Annotated in this window: 14 protein-coding genes and 1 pseudogene; 9 read left to right on the plus strand and 6 right to left on the minus strand. The window is 64.1% G+C overall.

Going from position 1 to position 15324, the window contains the following annotated elements:
* From ACH2DW_RS13795 to ACH2DW_RS13810, 4 genes and pseudogenes are all read left to right on the plus strand, one after another.
* Nucleotides 1-389: pseudogene (locus tag ACH2DW_RS13795) on the plus strand (hypothetical protein); the annotation flags it as partial.
* Complete coding sequence (locus ACH2DW_RS13800) at nucleotides 389-952, plus strand: hypothetical protein (protein WP_394930324.1); 564 nt, start codon at nucleotides 389-391, stop codon at nucleotides 950-952. The pseudogene ACH2DW_RS13795 and the gene ACH2DW_RS13800, both read left to right, overlap by 1 nt.
* A 22-nt stretch (nucleotides 953-974) precedes the next feature.
* Nucleotides 975-1682, plus strand: coding sequence for a ubiquinone/menaquinone biosynthesis methyltransferase (locus tag ACH2DW_RS13805; protein WP_394930325.1), 708 nt, complete (start codon nucleotides 975-977; stop codon nucleotides 1680-1682).
* A 27-nt stretch (nucleotides 1683-1709) separates the two neighbouring features.
* A complete protein-coding gene (locus ACH2DW_RS13810) occupies nucleotides 1710-2918 on the plus strand; it encodes an isochorismate synthase MenF (RefSeq protein WP_394930326.1) in 1209 nt (402 codons plus the stop codon).
* Here the strand turns inward: ACH2DW_RS13810 and ACH2DW_RS13815 are convergent, their stop codons facing one another.
* Entirely contained in the window at nucleotides 2919-4625 is a 1707-nt protein-coding gene (locus tag ACH2DW_RS13815) for a peroxidase family protein (protein WP_394930327.1), read from the minus strand. It lies immediately after the preceding gene.
* A gap of 62 nt (nucleotides 4626-4687) precedes the next feature.
* Nucleotides 4688-6355: a 2-succinyl-5-enolpyruvyl-6-hydroxy-3-cyclohexene-1-carboxylic-acid synthase gene (menD, locus tag ACH2DW_RS13820; RefSeq protein ID WP_394930328.1), complete on the minus strand. Its 1668-nt coding sequence runs from the start codon at nucleotides 6353-6355 to the stop codon at nucleotides 4688-4690.
* Nucleotides 6356-6389: 34 nt separating this feature from the next.
* On the opposite strand from menD, the gene ACH2DW_RS13825 reads away from it, so the two are divergent.
* Complete coding sequence (locus ACH2DW_RS13825) at nucleotides 6390-7094, plus strand: DsbA family oxidoreductase (protein WP_394930329.1); 705 nt, start codon at nucleotides 6390-6392, stop codon at nucleotides 7092-7094.
* Nucleotides 7091-7819: an alpha/beta fold hydrolase gene (locus tag ACH2DW_RS13830; protein ID WP_394930330.1), complete on the plus strand. Its 729-nt coding sequence runs from the start codon at nucleotides 7091-7093 to the stop codon at nucleotides 7817-7819. The genes ACH2DW_RS13825 and ACH2DW_RS13830 overlap by 4 nt, the downstream gene beginning before the upstream one ends.
* On the opposite strand, the gene ACH2DW_RS13835 is transcribed toward ACH2DW_RS13830, so the two are convergent.
* Nucleotides 7820-8683: a 1,4-dihydroxy-2-naphthoate polyprenyltransferase gene (locus tag ACH2DW_RS13835; protein WP_394930331.1), complete on the minus strand. Its 864-nt coding sequence runs from the start codon at nucleotides 8681-8683 to the stop codon at nucleotides 7820-7822.
* A gap of 37 nt (nucleotides 8684-8720) precedes the next feature.
* Here ACH2DW_RS13835 and ACH2DW_RS13840 point away from each other — a divergent pair, with 37 nt between their 5' ends.
* Together ACH2DW_RS13840 and ACH2DW_RS13845 are read left to right on the plus strand one after the other, a co-directional pair.
* Entirely contained in the window at nucleotides 8721-10124 is a 1404-nt protein-coding gene (locus ACH2DW_RS13840; RefSeq protein ID WP_394930332.1) for an amidase, read from the plus strand.
* Nucleotides 10121-11209, plus strand: coding sequence for a class I adenylate-forming enzyme family protein (locus tag ACH2DW_RS13845; RefSeq protein WP_394930333.1), 1089 nt, complete (start codon nucleotides 10121-10123; stop codon nucleotides 11207-11209). The genes ACH2DW_RS13840 and ACH2DW_RS13845 overlap by 4 nt, the downstream gene beginning before the upstream one ends.
* Here the strand turns inward: ACH2DW_RS13845 and ACH2DW_RS13850 are convergent.
* The 3 genes from ACH2DW_RS13850 to ACH2DW_RS13860 are packed head-to-tail and all read right to left on the minus strand — an operon-like array spanning nucleotide 11164 to nucleotide 13461.
* Nucleotides 11164-11913 (minus strand): SDR family oxidoreductase, encoded by a 750-nt coding sequence (locus tag ACH2DW_RS13850; RefSeq protein WP_394930334.1) that lies wholly within the window; start codon nucleotides 11911-11913, stop codon nucleotides 11164-11166. The genes ACH2DW_RS13845 and ACH2DW_RS13850 overlap by 46 nt on opposite strands.
* Nucleotides 11914-11924: 11 nt before the next feature.
* Nucleotides 11925-12428, minus strand: coding sequence for an rRNA maturation RNase YbeY (ybeY, locus tag ACH2DW_RS13855; RefSeq protein ID WP_394930335.1), 504 nt, complete (start codon nucleotides 12426-12428; stop codon nucleotides 11925-11927).
* A gap of 10 nt (nucleotides 12429-12438) precedes the next feature.
* Entirely contained in the window at nucleotides 12439-13461 is a 1023-nt protein-coding gene (locus ACH2DW_RS13860) for a PhoH family protein (protein WP_394930336.1), read from the minus strand.
* Between the two features lie 368 nt (nucleotides 13462-13829).
* Here ACH2DW_RS13860 and ACH2DW_RS13865 point away from each other — a divergent pair.
* The coding region (locus ACH2DW_RS13865; RefSeq protein ID WP_394930337.1) for an arylsulfatase at nucleotides 13830-15324 on the plus strand (1495 nt) is incomplete at its 3' end.

Genomic DNA, 15324 nt, shown 5'->3' on the forward strand with positions numbered 1-15324 from the left:
CAGCAAAGCCGTACTCTGCGGAATATGCCGCCGGGCACCTCCGTCGCACCTACGACCACGACGTCGAAGAATGTCTGCCTGAAGCGACGTCGCAGATGGAAGCAGCGATCACGCAGACCGTGCGCCAAGACATCGGCGGCGACCAGCAGGACATCAACTCGATGAACATCAACTGGCTCAAGATGACTTACAAGCATCTGCTGCTGCCGATCTGGCTGCTCACCGTGATCTACGAGCAGAAGCCATTCCAGGTCTACATCAATGGGGTCACCGGCGAAGTGCACGGCGCTCGCCCATACAGCAAGGTCAAGATTCTCACCGCGGTGATGCTTGCGGCACTGATTCTCGTGGTCATTGTGATTGCCGTCTCTGCAAGCGGTGGCGGCTAGTGCTGGTCTCGTTGCTGCTGCTCGCTGCGGTCGGAGCAATCGTTGCCTTGGGCGTCGCGCTGACCGTTCGGTCCAAGAGGGACTTTGACGATGCCAACGAAGTGGTGCCCGGCGTGAAGTCAGCGGCCCCTGCATCGTGGGCCGGTGCACACAGTGCCGAAGCGAAAATGCATCGCCGACTGGGCGCCGCAGTTCGCTCCGCTCGTAACAATCCCCGTCTGGTTGAGCTGGGCCTGTCCGAACGGACCAAGCAAATCGAATCCGAGGCCCTCGCCATCGATGAACGACTCGTTGCTGCAGCGGGGCTTCCCATGAGTCACCGCGCCGACGCTGTCAACGCGCTGGAGCCGCACGTCGTCGAACTCGAAGATGCCGTCTCTGCTCTCATCACGAGCACGACGATCAGCCAGTCCAAAGCGTTACTCGAACAAGCTGTGTCCGACGCCGACATCAAGCTGCAAGCGCTTGCCCAGGCCCGCGCCGAGGTCGAACAACTCGACCAGCAGGCGACCGGCGAGATCACCACCGACCGTGACGACGAGCCGGGCACTGCAACGCGTTGAGCCCGGCCCTAGCCTCGGTGGTGTGAGTACCGCACGATCCTGGGACACCGACCAGCTGCCCGAGGGCGAAGAGAAGGTCGCGGCCGTCCGCGACATGTTCGATGCGATCGCACCAAAATACGACCGTCTCAACCGGATCATCTCCTTTCGGCTCGATGTCCGTTGGCGGAAGCGGGCCGTTCGTGACCTGGCGCTTCCCAGCGGAAGCACAGTGCTCGATTTAGCGAGCGGCACCGGTGATCTGTGCATTGATCTGACAAAGGCCGGAATGCGCCCAATCTCGATGGATCTGAGCTTCGGCATGCTGTCGGCCGACCGATCGGGGAGCCCTCGCGTCCAAACCGACATTCTTCGCCTCCCGGTCCCCAGTGCATCTGTTGACGGTGTGATGTGCGGGTTCGCGCTGCGCAACCTGCTCGATCTCCCGACGTTCTTCACCGAACTCGGGCGAGTCGTGAAGCCAGGCGGACGTATTGCACTCCTTGACGTGAGCGTTCCCAAGAATGGCCTCGTTCGCTGGGGCAACGGCATCTACTTCGGAAAGATCGTGCCCAAGATCGGCGCAGCGCTCTCGGACGGGCCCGCCTACGCCTACCTTCCGAAGAGTGTTGCCTATCTCCCTGAGCCCGCCGTGATGCTTGAGGCGCTCGCCGCTGCCGGATTCGACGATGCGACCCACGAGCAGCTGTCGGGTGGTTTGACGCAGCTGATGGTGGGAACGCGGAGCTGAACGTCAGAAATCGACGAAGCTCCAAAGATGCGCGCTGTCACCCGTCCCCTCGCCGATGTTGTCGGCGATGCACCTGATCTGAACGACGTCGCGTGTGGCCATGGGTACCTCTTCGTGCGCGATGGCGTGGGCGTCGCGGGCCGGGGGGTCGCCCGACGCGTCGAGACCAGCGACGCCGTTGCCGCTCTTGCAGCAATCGAGCATGACAGCACCGTCGAGGGCGTGACACCACTGGCCCTCGGATCGGTCCCCTTTGCACCAGGCTTCCGGGGTGAACTGATCATCCCGCAGGTCACGGTCGGCAAGCGCGACGATGGCATTTCCTGGGTCACCTGGGTCGACGACGTCGACCCGACTGCTGCGCTGGCTCCGGTATCGGAACCCGTCCCCGTTGCAGCGAACTACACGATCGGCAACTCCAGGTCCACAGCTCCCCACAGCACCGAAGTGTACCTCGATGCGGTCACCGCCGCTCGAGACGCGGTCCGGGCGGGCGCCCTGACCAAAGCAGTCATTGCCCGGCCCATCACCGTCACGGCCGACGTCCCGATGGACATCCACGCCGTACTCCAGCGCCTCAAAGCATCATTTGGGTCGAGCTACCGCTACTCGATCGACGGATTCGTCGGCGCGTCACCTGAGCTGCTGGTCGAAGTCGCCGGAGCGACCGTCCGCTCCCATCCGCTGGCTGGCACGACGCGGCGAACCGGTGACGTCGACAACGATCGAGCCCTCGCCGCGGAACTCCAGGCGAGTGCTAAGAACCAAATCGAGCACCGCATCGTGATCGACGTCGTCCACGACACGTTGCTCCCCTGGGCGAGTTATCTCGACTGGGAACCCGAGCCATCGATCGTCAGCGTCGCGAACGTGCAGCACCTCGGAACTCGCATGGAAGGCATGCTCAGCCAGCCCGGACCGTCGGTGATCGAGCTTGTTCAGGCGCTCTCGCCCACCCCAGCACTGGGAGGACATCCGCGTGCTGCGGCCCTCGACCTCATCAGCAACGTCGAAGGGTTCGAACGAGGACGCTACGGAGGCGCTGTCGGGTGGGTTGACGCGGCAGGCAACGGCACCTGGGCGGTCGCCATCCGGTGTGCCGAGTTCAGCGCCGATCGCATGAGCGCACGCCTCGTCGCGGGCGGCGGCATTGTTGCCGACAGCGAACCGCTCGCCGAACTCGCTGAGACCCAAGCGAAGTTTCAGGCCATGCTCAGCGCGATTGTCCGCCCGTGATCACTGGCCTCGTGAGTCAGGGTCGACGCCGGCAATCGTCAGCAGGTCGGCCATGGTGAAATCGTCGCCGACCTGACCATTGCGCTGCGGAAGTGAAGGGCTCCAGACCCCTCCGTTTGCCGCCGTGGCGTTGAGGTAGCTGTCCGGGTCCTGCTCGATCAACGCCATGAAGACCTCGCCGACGATGCGACCCCCGCACGGCCCGAGGTGGAGGCCGTCTGCAACCACGTCGGCCTCGCGCAGCAAGTAGTAGAAGAGCGGCGTCGACTGGTCGAGATTCGCACCCAATTGGCCCACTTGGCTGAGATCGGCTGCGCTGAGCAGGTCGACCCCCATCTCAGCGGCGATGCGCTGCCCAGAGGGAATCTGCCAGGTGATGTGGCGCAGGAGGTTGCGGGTGGCGAGTGATGTCGGTCCAATGTCCTCGCCACGGGCGGTCGGGATACTGAACATCGGCAGTTGGAACAGCGGCGTGGACATCACCGCGTCGATGCGCTTATTGGGCTTGACCTCGCCGTCACCGAAATCGAAGAAGGTCTGCCACCCGATGAATCGGCGAGCCGCTCGCGACCGTCCGGTGAGGTCGTCAGGGTCATCGTCGCCGAATGTCTTTGGATCGAACACGAAGGCGAAGAACGGTTCGCCCTCATATCCGGCAAGGTTGGCGCGGTAGGACGGCCTGACCATCGAGTGACCGAAGCGGTATGCCGCTGTTTGGAATTCGAGCGGGATCCGCGCCACGTTCGGCGTGAACACTTGCCGGCCGCTGTTGACGATGCTGTCCACCATCTCCTGGCCCACGAACTGCGGGAGGACTTCGTGGACGATGATCCACTGATAGTGCCGTCGGACAATGCGTTGCGCATCAGCGAAGTCGACTGCAGTTGCCGTCGAGGCCGAGATACTTGCGAGGACCGCGTTGTGGAACATGATGAAGGCGCACTGGAGCCCTGCCAGCATCATGTTCTCGTCGTTTCGGTCGTCTCCAAGGATTGCTGTTCCGTCGTCGTCCCTGGGGAGGTCCTCGAACTGTCCGCCCGACTCGATACGGAGCCGGAACCCCTCGTACAACTCGGGCGATTGTTCTGGGCCACCGCCGTACACGCTGTCGAGATCGAAACGCGCGCTCCGTAAGTTGGTGCTGCCTCGGGCAGACGTCGCTCGGCCCAGTCGCGACCCTGCGTCGCGTGTGATGTCGTGATCAAGGAACTGTCCCAGAAACGTCACGCCAGCGGTGTTGGCAGGATTATCTCGATTGTTCGGGCTCAGTTCGGGTTCGGTGATCAGCCGAATCGGCCCGACGTCAAGCGGATCGTTGGCGTCCATCATTCCGCCCGGCCGTCCCATTTCGATCAGTGCTGCACGCAGCTCGCTACTTGGGTCGGCGAACGGCGGCAAGTCGAATATCCGGCCGAATCGATCGGGTCCGTCGACCGACACCCCGCCGGTACCACCGCCGTCACGATTGCGGTCGCCTCGGGTGTCAGGACCTTCACGATCAGGACGCCGCCGTTCGCGTCGGCCACCATCATCGGCACGTTGTGCTGTCGCAATCGAAGGCGCAGCCACGGCCGCGCCGAGACCTGCGCCGATCAGACTGAGAAATGCCCGGCGCGACGGTGGCGATATGGCTGTGGGCTCATCGACATTGACGTCGATTGACGCCATACCTGACGGCTGGCTGTCGGGGGTCTGGTGCAGTGACATGGCTCCACCGTGACGACCGCGGACCAAGGTCCGATGTCGCTGTAGCAAAGAAACGACAAAGATCAGCCGAGTGCCACGGCGACCGCTTCATGCAGCACCGCGTGGACCTCCACGTTACGGCTGCGCGTCGACGCAATCCGTGCGACCCACGGCCCTGGCTGGGCGAGCTGATCGACGAGCTGATCCGCCGTGCTGACATCGATCGCTGCGAGTCCGTGCGCTGCTGCGAGCGCAAGGACATCTGTACCGTGCGGAGTGCCGAAGAGCTGCTCAAAACGCTCCGTTGGCAGTGCTGCTGCCTGCGGGAGGAACGAGAAGATCCCACCGCCGTCGTTGTCGACGACGACGATGCGGAGGTCGGTCGTGCGGCCGGCAAGACCGGCGAGCGCGTTGCTGTCATGGACGAACGCGAGGTCGCCGATGAGCACAGCCGCGCTCCCCTGACCCAAGGCCAAGCCCAATGCGGTCGAGGTGACCCCGTCGATGCCGTTGGCGCCCCGATTGGCATGGGCTCGGGCGTTGGCTCCGCCAAACCATTCGTGGTCGCGCACCGGCATCGACGAACTGACGACGAGCTCGACGGTGTCGGGAAGATGATCGGCGACCAGACGAGCAACTCCAGGTTCGGTCAGCTCGCCTGTTCTGTTGAGCTTGACCAGCGTCGCCAAGATCGCTTGGTCAGCAGCACGGTCCGCTGACTCCCAACTCAGCGTCCACGCCGGGTCGGGGCGGACCCCATCGCAGCGGTCGATGACGTCGGCAATCGAACAACGTGCCGCGACGTTTCGGCCCGGGTCGATCACTCCTGGGCCGCCGACCTGGACCAGAGTTGCTCCGTGTGCAACCGCCCGGTCCGTCCATTGCGCCAACGTTTTGGACGTCGACGGACGACCGATTCGGATGACTGCGTCGGGCAGATGCCCCTGGGCGAACGGTGTGTGCCTGAGCATTGACTCCGCGGCGGTGACAACACCATCAAGATGGCGGAAGCCCGAGATCGGATCCGCGACCAGTGGCCAGCCCGTCGCTGCCCTGAGAGTACGGACGTCGTCGGCGGAGACTCCACTGCGCCCCCCGACCAGAATCACGCCCCGCGCTTGGGCCAGTGCTTCAGGAACGGGCCAGGTTTCTTGTTCGAGCACGTGGGTCAACGGTTCGATCGCCTGCGGCAACTCCTGCGAGGTGCCCAACAGTGGTTCACGAAAGGCCAGGTTCATCTGAACTGGGCCCTGTGCGCTCTGCGTCACGGCCTGCTGCGCAAGCGGACGCCAGTCATCCCGGGTGTCGACGTTGGCCACTTCGGCCTCGTGGAACCATCGGACGTGGGCCCCGTAGAGATCAGTCTGGTCGATGGTCTGCGGGGCGCCGACGCCGCGCAGTTCTGGGGGACGGTCCGCAGTCAGCACCACCATCGGGATGTCAGACAGCCCGGCTTCAACGACGGCAGGAAAGAAGTTGGCTGCCGCAGTTCCGCTCGTGCAGAGCAACAGCGCGGCGGTACCGCTGAGCCCTAGGCCCAACGCCAGGAACCCTGCCACGCGTTCGTCGTGCACGATGTGGAGATCGATGTCATCTCGCTCCGCCAGGGCGATGGCCATCGGGGTCGACCGCGAGCCCGGCGAGATGACCGCATGACTCACTCCAGAGCGGATCCATTCGTCGACAAGAGTGGCGCAGAACGTCGCCTGCACGTCACAGGGTTGCGGATCACCGGAGCTCTTGCCGACCATTGTCCAGTGACGTTAGGGGCGTAACGTGGCCTTCGTGGAAACGAGCACCCGAACTCTCACCCGACCATCGATCTCTGTCGACATCTTCTCTGATGTTGTGTGCCCGTGGTGTTACATCGGCAAGCGCCGATTCGAAACGGGTTTCGCTCAGATCGACGACGACCTCGGCGTCGATTTCAACATCACGTATCACGCCTATCAACTTGACCCGACTGCGGCACCTGGGGTCGCCACGCCTGTCCGCGAGGCCTATGCCAAGAAGTTTGGCGGCCCTGAACGCGCTGATGAGATCCTCAGTCATGTCACGAACGCCGCTGCCGAGGACGGCATCACCTTCCACATGGATCAAGCGCTTCGCGCCAACACGCTGCTCGCCCACCGGATGATCTGGCTTGCGGGCCAGCCCGGCTCGCCGGTCGCTCAGGCGGCCATGAAGGAGCGGCTGATGCAGGCGTACTTCACCGACGGCGAACACGTGGGCACCCCGGAAGTCCTGGCATCGTGTGCCGCTGAGTTGGGATTCGACCATGACGACATCGAGGAGTTCCTGTCCTCCGATCGCGGGGTGGCCGAGGTGCAGGCCGAACTGGAGGACGCGCACCACAACGGGATCACCGCAGTTCCGACCTACGTCTTCAATCGCGAATGGGCCGTCCCCGGCGCACAAGATGCCGACACCTTCGAAAAGGTGCTGCGGAAAATGGCCGCCAACGCGCTGGGGGCGGCCGGCACCGCGTGAACATCACGCTGGCGCACGGATTCACGCAGACCAGTCGATCCTGGGCTGACGTCGTCGAGATCCTGACCGGTCACGGGCTCGACCCTGCGGGCATCACTGCAGTTGATCTTCCTGGGCATGGCGATTCGGCGGCGGTTCGAGCCGACCTGTGGGGCTCGGCCGAACGCCTCGTTGCAGCCGGCAGCACCGGCACGCTTGTCGGATACTCGATGGGCGGACGGGTCGCTCTCCACGCAGCGCTCAGACACCGTGACGCCGTGGAGCGCCTGGTGTTGATCGGCGCGACACCCGGCATCGCCGATGCTGCCGAGCGACGTGCTCGCCGGGCTGCCGACGATGCGTTGGCCGACCACATCGATGGAGTCGGCGTTGCTGCCTTCATTGACGAGTGGTTGACGAACCCGCTCTTTGCCGGACTGACCGATGAAACGGCACAGCGAGCAGATCGCCTTCGCAACACTGCAGCAGGCTTGTCATCGAGTCTTCGGCTCGCCGGCACCGGCACCCAGGAGCCATTGTGGAACCGGCTCGCTGACATTGCGTGCCCCGTCCTACTGATCGTCGGCGCCACAGACCGCAAATTTCGAACCGTGGCAGAGAGCATGGCGGAGTTGCTCCCCGACGCCACGGTCGCAGTGATTGACGGCGCCGGCCACAGCGCTCACCTCGAGCAGCCGGCTGCCACCGTTCAGGCGTTGCTCGACTGGCTCGCCGAGCGGCCTTGATCAGCCGCCGAGCGCGAGACCAATCGTCGTCGCGAGGCCAACGGCAAGCTGCAGTTTGCCCGTGCCGCCGAGTACGGGGATCAGCGCACCGCCGGAGGCGCCACCGAGCACCGTGCGAATGGGTGGCACTGCGAGCGGTGCAGCGAGCAGGCCCAGCAGCGTGAGGGGCCGCCATGCGGCGCTCGCCCCGATCAGGACGAAAGCCGCAACGATCAACAACACGTAGAACGATCGGGTCCGGGAGTCGCCGAGCCGCACAGCGAGGGTGCGCTTGCCGACGTCGCGATCGGTCGGGATGTCACGCAGGTTGTTGATGACGAGTAAGGCACATGCGAGCGAACCTGCGACGCACCCGACCACGACCGACAGCGCAGTGATCTTTCCGACTGCGGCGTAGGTCGAACCGACGGTGGCGACCAGGCCGAAGAAGACAAAGACGAAGACCTCGCCAAGCCCGAGGTACCCGTAGGGCTTGGGCCCTCCCGTGTAGAACCAGCCCGCGGCGATCGCGGCGGCGCCGACAACGAGGAGCAAGAGCGACGTGTCGAGCGCAATGGCCAACCCCGCGACGGCTGCCACGCCGAACGACACGAATGCGGCGCGTTTGACTGCGGCTGGCGTTGCGAGACCGCTCGCAACCAACCGCGTCGGGCCGACCCGAACGTCGTCGGTACCGCGCACACCGTCGGAGTAATCGTTGGCGTAGTTCACGCCGACTTGCAGCGCGAGGCTGACGATGAGACAGGCTGCGACGCGCCACCAGGTCATCGTGCCGATTCCAACGGCTGCGGCGGCGCCGAGTGCCACGGGGACGACGGCGGCGGGCAGCGTGCGAGGCCGTGCCCCAATGATCCAGGTGTTCATGTCCTCGCCATCCTAAGAACTTTGCGAGACTGTCGCGATGAGTGAGCTGTGGCAGTTGTCGGCAGGTGAACTGGCCGAGACAATTCGGACTGGTGGGGCCTCGAGCCGCGAGGTGCTCCACGCCCATTTCGCGCGCGTTGATGCCGTCAACGGACATCTCAATGCGGTGGTCCGCCGACTCGACGACGAAGCATTCGCTGCCGCCGACGCTGCGGACGCCGCAGTGGCGGCTGGCGACGAGTTGGGCCCACTCCATGGAGTTCCGTGCTCGATCAAAGAGAACATCGACGTCGCTGGGACCCCGACAACGCAGGGTGTCGTTGCCTTCGCGGAGGCGATCGCACCCATCGATGCACCGACGACGGCCCGGATGCGTGCCGCCGGAGCGATCCCGTTCGTGCGCACGAACCTGCCCGACTTCGGTCTGCGCGTGCACACCGACTCCCAGCTCCACGGGCTGACCCGGAACCCCTGGAACCCAAATGTCACCGCTGGCGGGTCGAGTGGCGGCGAGGCATCGGCCATTGCGTCGGGAATGAGCCCGATCGGCCTGGGCAATGACATCGGTGGTTCGCTCCGCAACCCGGCACATTGCTGCGGTATCGCATCGCTCAAACCCACGGTTGGGGTCATCCCGATGGCGACCGTGGTCCCGCCCGAGGACATGCTGGTGGCATCGCAAATGATGGTGGTGGAGGGGCCGATGGCTCGGACCGTGGCCGATGTCCGCACCGGGCTGAACGTGCTCGCTGGGCCTGACATCCGCGATCCGCGTTCGCTGCCTGCCAACCTCACCGACAGTGCTCCAGACGAACGGCTCACGGTTGCAGTGCTGGCAGATCCGCCCGGCGGCGCCACCGATGTGGGAATCGCTGCGACGATCAGGTCCGTTGGCGACCGGCTCTCTGATGCCGGCCACAACGTGGTCGAAGTCGTGCCGCCGGCCTACGAAGAGGTCATTGATCTCTGGGGACGTCTCCTCATCGCCGATATCCGGGCCCAGAAGGATTTGCTGTCGATGGTGATGGGTGAGGAGGCGCTGCAAGTCCTGGCCAGCTTTGACACCCACCTGCCGAACACCGATTTCCCGCTCATGCTGACGTTGCACGCCGAGCGTTTCGCGGCGATGCGTACCTGGTCAGCGTTCTTCGCTGAGTACCCGGTTCTGATCGGCCCGACCTGGGCTCAGCCGGCATTCGCTCATGGCGCCGATCTCGACCTCGACAATCTCGAGATGATCACCGACACCATCCGCCCGGTGGTCCCCGCGAATCTTCTCGGCACGCCGGCGGTCATTACTCCCGGCGGCATTGTCGACGGACTTCCTGTCGGCGTGCAGGTGATGGGTGATCGGTGGACCGATCTGCGGTGCCTCACCGTGGCCGCCGAGATCGAGTCGCTGGTCGGCACCATCACGCCCATCGATCCGATCACTGCGTGACAGCGATCCTGGTTGCGATCGACCTGCCGGGGGGCCCTGGTTTCGTCGAGGAGCTGCAGCGCATCTGGCGTGACGGCAATGCTGCGTTCCCGGTCGACCAGCGGCTGCCGGCGGCTGCCAAGGCCGAGGTGTGTCGAGCGATGCGGGTCGGTGCTGCAGTTGAGCAGGGCGATGCGCTGGTGGTCGCCACCAGTGGATCCACCGGAACACCCAAAGGCGTCGTTCTCACACACGATGCTGTTGCCGCGTCGGCGGCCGCCACAACGGCACGCATCGGTGTCGGCATGGACGACCATTGGCTGGCGTGTCTACCGCTCTCCCACGTCGGCGGACTGTCAGTGGTCACGCGCGCATTGCACAGCAACACTGCGCTCACTGTGCTTCCGGCGTTCGACACGGCGGCGGTGAACGCGTCGCCCGCGACGTTGATCTCGCTCGTCGGTACCGCGCTGGCTCGGATTGACCCGACCGGCTATCGGGCCATCGTGCTCGGCGGCTCACGCCCACCCGCGAACCGCCCACCAAATGCCATCACCACGTACGGGCTGACCGAAACCGGCTCGGGCGTGGTGTACGACGGTCTCCCGCTCGCTGATGTGGAGGTCGACATCACCGATGACGGCGAGATCCGGCTCCGTGGACCGATGCTGCTTCGCTCCTACCGCGACGGCACCTCCCCGCTCGACGAGTCCGGATGGCTCCCCACGGGTGACCTTGGGTCCTGGCAGAACGGTCGCCTCCAGGTTGCTGGGCGACGATCCGACCTGATCATCAGCGGCGGAGAAAACGTCTGGCCTGAGGCAGTCGAGGCGGCGTTGTCGACGCACCCTGATGTGGCCGATGTGCTCGTTCGCGGCATGGCGGACGCTCAATGGGGAGAAATTGTCGCAGCCGTTGTCGTTCCGGTGAGCGGGACCGCGCCGACGCTCGACAAACTCCGCGACCATGTCAAGGCGACGCACCCCGCCTACATGGCGCCCAAACACATCGATCTGGTCGAGGTGCTGCCGCGCACCTCGCTCGGCAAGCTGCAGCGAGGTCAGCCGCCCGATCCGGCGACGCCCGCTCCCCCGTCGATCACGTAGGTCTCGCCGGTGATCCAGCTGGCCTGATCGCTCGCGAGGAAGACGGCCAGGTTGGCAATGTCCTGCGGATCTCCGAGCCGTTCAAGCGGCAGCCGAGCGGCCAGACTCTCTCCGAAATTGTCGACGAGGTAGGCAGCAAAGTCCGTCTGCACAAGACCCGGAGCGATACCGACCACACGGTTCGGCCCAATTTCGCCGGCCAATTGACGGGTCAGGTGGATGATCGCCGCCTTGGTGAGGTTGTAGACGCCGAGCCCGCTTTCGGCCCGCAGACCACCGACCGATGCAATATTGATGATGACGCCCGGCTTGTCCTTCATGGCGTGTTCGTATGCGGCTTGCGTCCAGAAGATGGGGGCATCGAGGTTGACTTGGAAGGTCTTGTCGTACCGGGACTTGTCGACCCCCATAGTGGGCCCGTAGTACGGGTTGGTCGCCGCGTTGTTCACGAGAATGTCCAGGCCTCCAAAGCGTTCGATGGTGGCCTGCACCGCCCGCTCACCGGCATCATCGTCGCCAGCGTTGGCGGCGAACACGTCGACCTCGCCGGTCATTTCAGCTGCGGCCGCCTCGAGGGCGTCCTGTTTACGGCTGTTCAGCATCACTTTGGCGCCGGCTTCAGCCATTGACGCGGCGATCGCCTTGCCGATGCCGCGCGATGCTCCGGTGACCAATGCAACTTTTCCATCCAGGGAGATCTCCATGAATGGCGAAGCTACTCCGCTGTGCCGCCCAGATCATCACGGTGATCCTGCCGGAAGCCCACCGGAGCCGGCCCTTCCCAGTGATGTTGGGAGAGGAGTGCCAGTTCGCGCTCCTGCATCACCATGCGTTCCTCGGGATCCGCGTGATCGTGACCAATGATGTGCAAGACCCCGTGCACAACGAGCAATGCGATCTCATCGTCAAACGTGCCCGCATGCTCGGCGCATTGGCCAGCTGCGACCGCCGGCGAAATGACGATGTCACCGAGGAGTACAGGAATGTCGGAATCGGGCATCGGTTCGTCATCGAGCGGGAACGACAGCACATCGGTCGGTCCAGTCTTGCCCATGTGTTCGGCATTCAACGCCGCAATCTCGTCTCGATCAATGAAGGTCAACGTCAACTCACCTGTGGCCTGCTCAGTCCGCAGCGATGCCGCGGCGAGACGTTCCCAGCGGTCGACATCGACGACCGATTGTGGAGAATCGTCTGCGGATCGAACGTCTTCGACCACGACGACAGGCTCAGGCATCGGACGCGTCAGAGCGCTGTTGCTCGCGTTCGACGTCGCGACGTTCGTACGCGGCGACAATGTCCGCCACGATCTTGTGCCGAACCACATCCGCACCGCCGAGCTTGACGAACGCCAGGCTGTCGATGCCCGTCAGCGTGTGCTCGAGGGAGGCCAGACCACTCTTGCCGTTCGGTACGTCAACCTGCGTCGTGTCGCCAGTGACCACCACGCGAGATCCAAACCCGATGCGGGTCAAGAACATCTTCATCTGTTCTGGAGAGGTGTTCTGTGCCTCGTCGAGAATGATGAAACTGTTGTTCAGTGTCCGACCGCGCATGAACGCGAGCGGGGCGACTTCGACAACCTGCTTCTCCAGAAGACGCTGCACACCTTCGACGTCGATCATGTCGTAGAGCGCGTCGTAAAGGGGCCGGAGGTAGGGGTCGATCTTGGCCATGAGGTCGCCGGGCAGGAAGCCGAGCCGTTCGCCGGCTTCGACTGCGGGGCGTGTGAGAATGATCCGCTCGACCTGCTTTGCCTGCAACGCTCGTACCGCCATCGCTACAGCAAGCCATGATTTTCCTGTACCAGCCGGGCCGATGCCGAACGTGATGACGTTGTTCGAGATCGCATCGACGTAGCGCTTCTGTCCTGCGGTCTTCGGTTTGACTTGGCGGCCCTTGGCGCCGCGCAGTACCTGGTGGGTGAGGACCTCACTCGGGCGTTCGTTGGCCTCGATCATGGTGAAGACCCGGTCAAGTGTGTTGTCGTCGAGTTGCTGACCGTTCTGGATCAGCGTGACGAGCTCTTCGAACAGCCGGGCCACTGAGGTGACCTGCGCTGTGTCATCGCCGGCGACACGCACCTCGTTGCCGCGAACTCGGATATGAACGGCCGGGAACTGCTGCTCGACGCGTCGCAGGAATTGGTCGCGCGGCCCGACGAGCGCCGTCATGACGTGTTCGCCGGGGACGACCACCGTGGTGGTCGAGCTCGTGTCGATGTTGGCGCTGTGCGAGGAATGCTGGGTCATGCGGAGGTGCGCTCGGCGACGATCAGCGCCCCATCCGTCAGGTCGGTGGCAGCGCCCGAAAACCGGAGCGAAGACCACATCGTAGTAGCGAGACCCCCGATGTGCCTGCTGAGATGCCCAACCAATCTCTTCCCGTTCTGCCGTCTCTTCGCTGCTTGGCACTGGTCCGGAGCGACGGTGCTGAGTGCATGCTCCGTCGGCCACAACAGGCTGCCTGCGATTGTGAGATCGCAGTATCCGCATCTATGGTTTGCCTGTGCCGCCCTGAAGCGGTCGCCAACCGCAAAGGTACCCACAATGACCGACCCGACTGATCGCCCACACGTCGACGGAACGGTCCTCCCTTTCCCCCAACGGGCTCAGGCAGCGTGGCCGGCCGCACGATGCAGGAATCGATCTACAGCCCGCAACCGGGAGTGCAGCGCTTGCCCGGTGACGCTCCGAACATTCTGATCGTGCTGATCGATGACGCCGGGCCCGCGCTCCCCGAGGTGTTTGGTGGAGAGATTCACACTCCGACGCTGGAGCGGCTCACTCAGGAAGGAGTCGGGTACAACCGTTTCCACACCACTGCGATGTGTTCGCCGACGCGCGCGTCACTGCTGACCGGCCGCAATCATCACCGCGTCGGAGCAGGCCAGATCGCTGAGTTGACCAACGACTGGGATGGCTATTCGGGTCTGATTCCCCGGAGCAGTGCCCTGCAGGCCGAGGTGCTCAAAGATTACGGCTACGCCACGGCCGCGTTCGGCAAGTGGCACAACACGCCCGCGGACGAGACGACAATCGCCGGGCCGTTCGAGAACTGGCCGACGGGGCTGGGGTTCGAGTACTTCTACGGTTTCCTTGGCGGCGAAGCCTCTCAGTACGAGCCGAACCTGGTGCGCAACACGACCAGCGTCCTGCCTCCCCGGACGCCTGAGGAGGGCTATCACCTCACCGAAGATCTCGCTGATGACGCAATCGGCTGGCTGCAGACTCAGGACGCGATTCAGCCTGACAAACCCTTCTATATGTATTGGGCAACCGGCGCAATCCACGGTCCGCACCAAGTCGCAAAGGAATGGTCTGACAAGTACGCGGGCAAGTTCGACGACGGCTGGGACGCCTACCGCGAGCGGGCCTTTGTGAACGCCAAGGACAAAGGCTGGATCCCGGCCGACGCACAGCTCACGCCGCGGCATCCAACGATGCCGTCGTGGGACAGCATTCCCGAAACCCAACGGCCATTCCAGCGCCGGTTGATGGAAGTGCTCGCCGGTTTCGCCGACCACACTGATGTGCAAGTCGGTCGGTTGATCGATGAGATCGAGCGGCTTGGCAAAGCCGACAACACCCTGATCGTCTACGTCTGGGGCGACAACGGTTCCTCAGCCGAAGGGCAAGACGGCACCATCAGCGAACTGCTCGCCCAGAACGGCATCCCCAGCACCGTCGACCAGCACCTGGAGGCGTTGGAAGGCCTCGGTGGTCTGGACGCGCTCGGCAGCCCGCTGACCGACAACATGTATCACGGTGGCTGGGCATGGGCGGGCAGTGCTCCCTACCAGGGGACCAAACTGCTGGCCTCGCACTTCGGTGGCACTCGCAATCCAATGGCGGTGCGCTGGCCCGCCAAGATTGCCGCTGACGCAACGCCGCGTCCGCAATTCCACCACTGCAACGATGTGGTACCGACGATCTATGAGATTCTCGGTATCACTCCACCGCAGAAAGTCAACGGAGTCGAACAGGACCCGATCGATGGTGTGAGCATGGTCTACACATTCAATGATCCAGCCGCTGATGGTCGTCTGCGAACCCAGTACTTCGAGATCATGGGGAGCCGGTCGGTCTACCACGATGGATGGATGGCCTCGGCTC

It is taken from the genome of uncultured Ilumatobacter sp. (genome assembly GCF_963980585.1).
Taxonomy (GTDB): Bacteria; Actinomycetota; Acidimicrobiia; order Acidimicrobiales; family Ilumatobacteraceae; genus Ilumatobacter_A.

What these genes read in the sequence shown, in the direction of transcription:
- ACH2DW_RS13810 (WP_394930326.1), top strand. Translation starts at nt 1,710, where the DNA reads ATGCGCGCTGTCACCCGTCCCCTCGCCGATGTTGTCGGCGATGCACCT.
- ACH2DW_RS13815 (WP_394930327.1), bottom strand. Translation starts at nt 4,625, where the DNA reads ATGTCACTGCACCAGACCCCCGACAGCCAGCCGTCAGGTATGGCGTCA.
- menD (WP_394930328.1), bottom strand. Translation starts at nt 6,355, where the DNA reads ATGGTCGGCAAGAGCTCCGGTGATCCGCAACCCTGTGACGTGCAGGCG.
- ACH2DW_RS13835 (WP_394930331.1), bottom strand. Translation starts at nt 8,683, where the DNA reads ATGAACACCTGGATCATTGGGGCACGGCCTCGCACGCTGCCCGCCGCC.
- ACH2DW_RS13840 (WP_394930332.1), top strand. Translation starts at nt 8,721, where the DNA reads ATGAGTGAGCTGTGGCAGTTGTCGGCAGGTGAACTGGCCGAGACAATT.
- ACH2DW_RS13850 (WP_394930334.1), bottom strand. Translation starts at nt 11,913, where the DNA reads ATGGAGATCTCCCTGGATGGAAAAGTTGCATTGGTCACCGGAGCATCG.
- ACH2DW_RS13860 (WP_394930336.1), bottom strand. Translation starts at nt 13,461, where the DNA reads ATGACCCAGCATTCCTCGCACAGCGCCAACATCGACACGAGCTCGACC.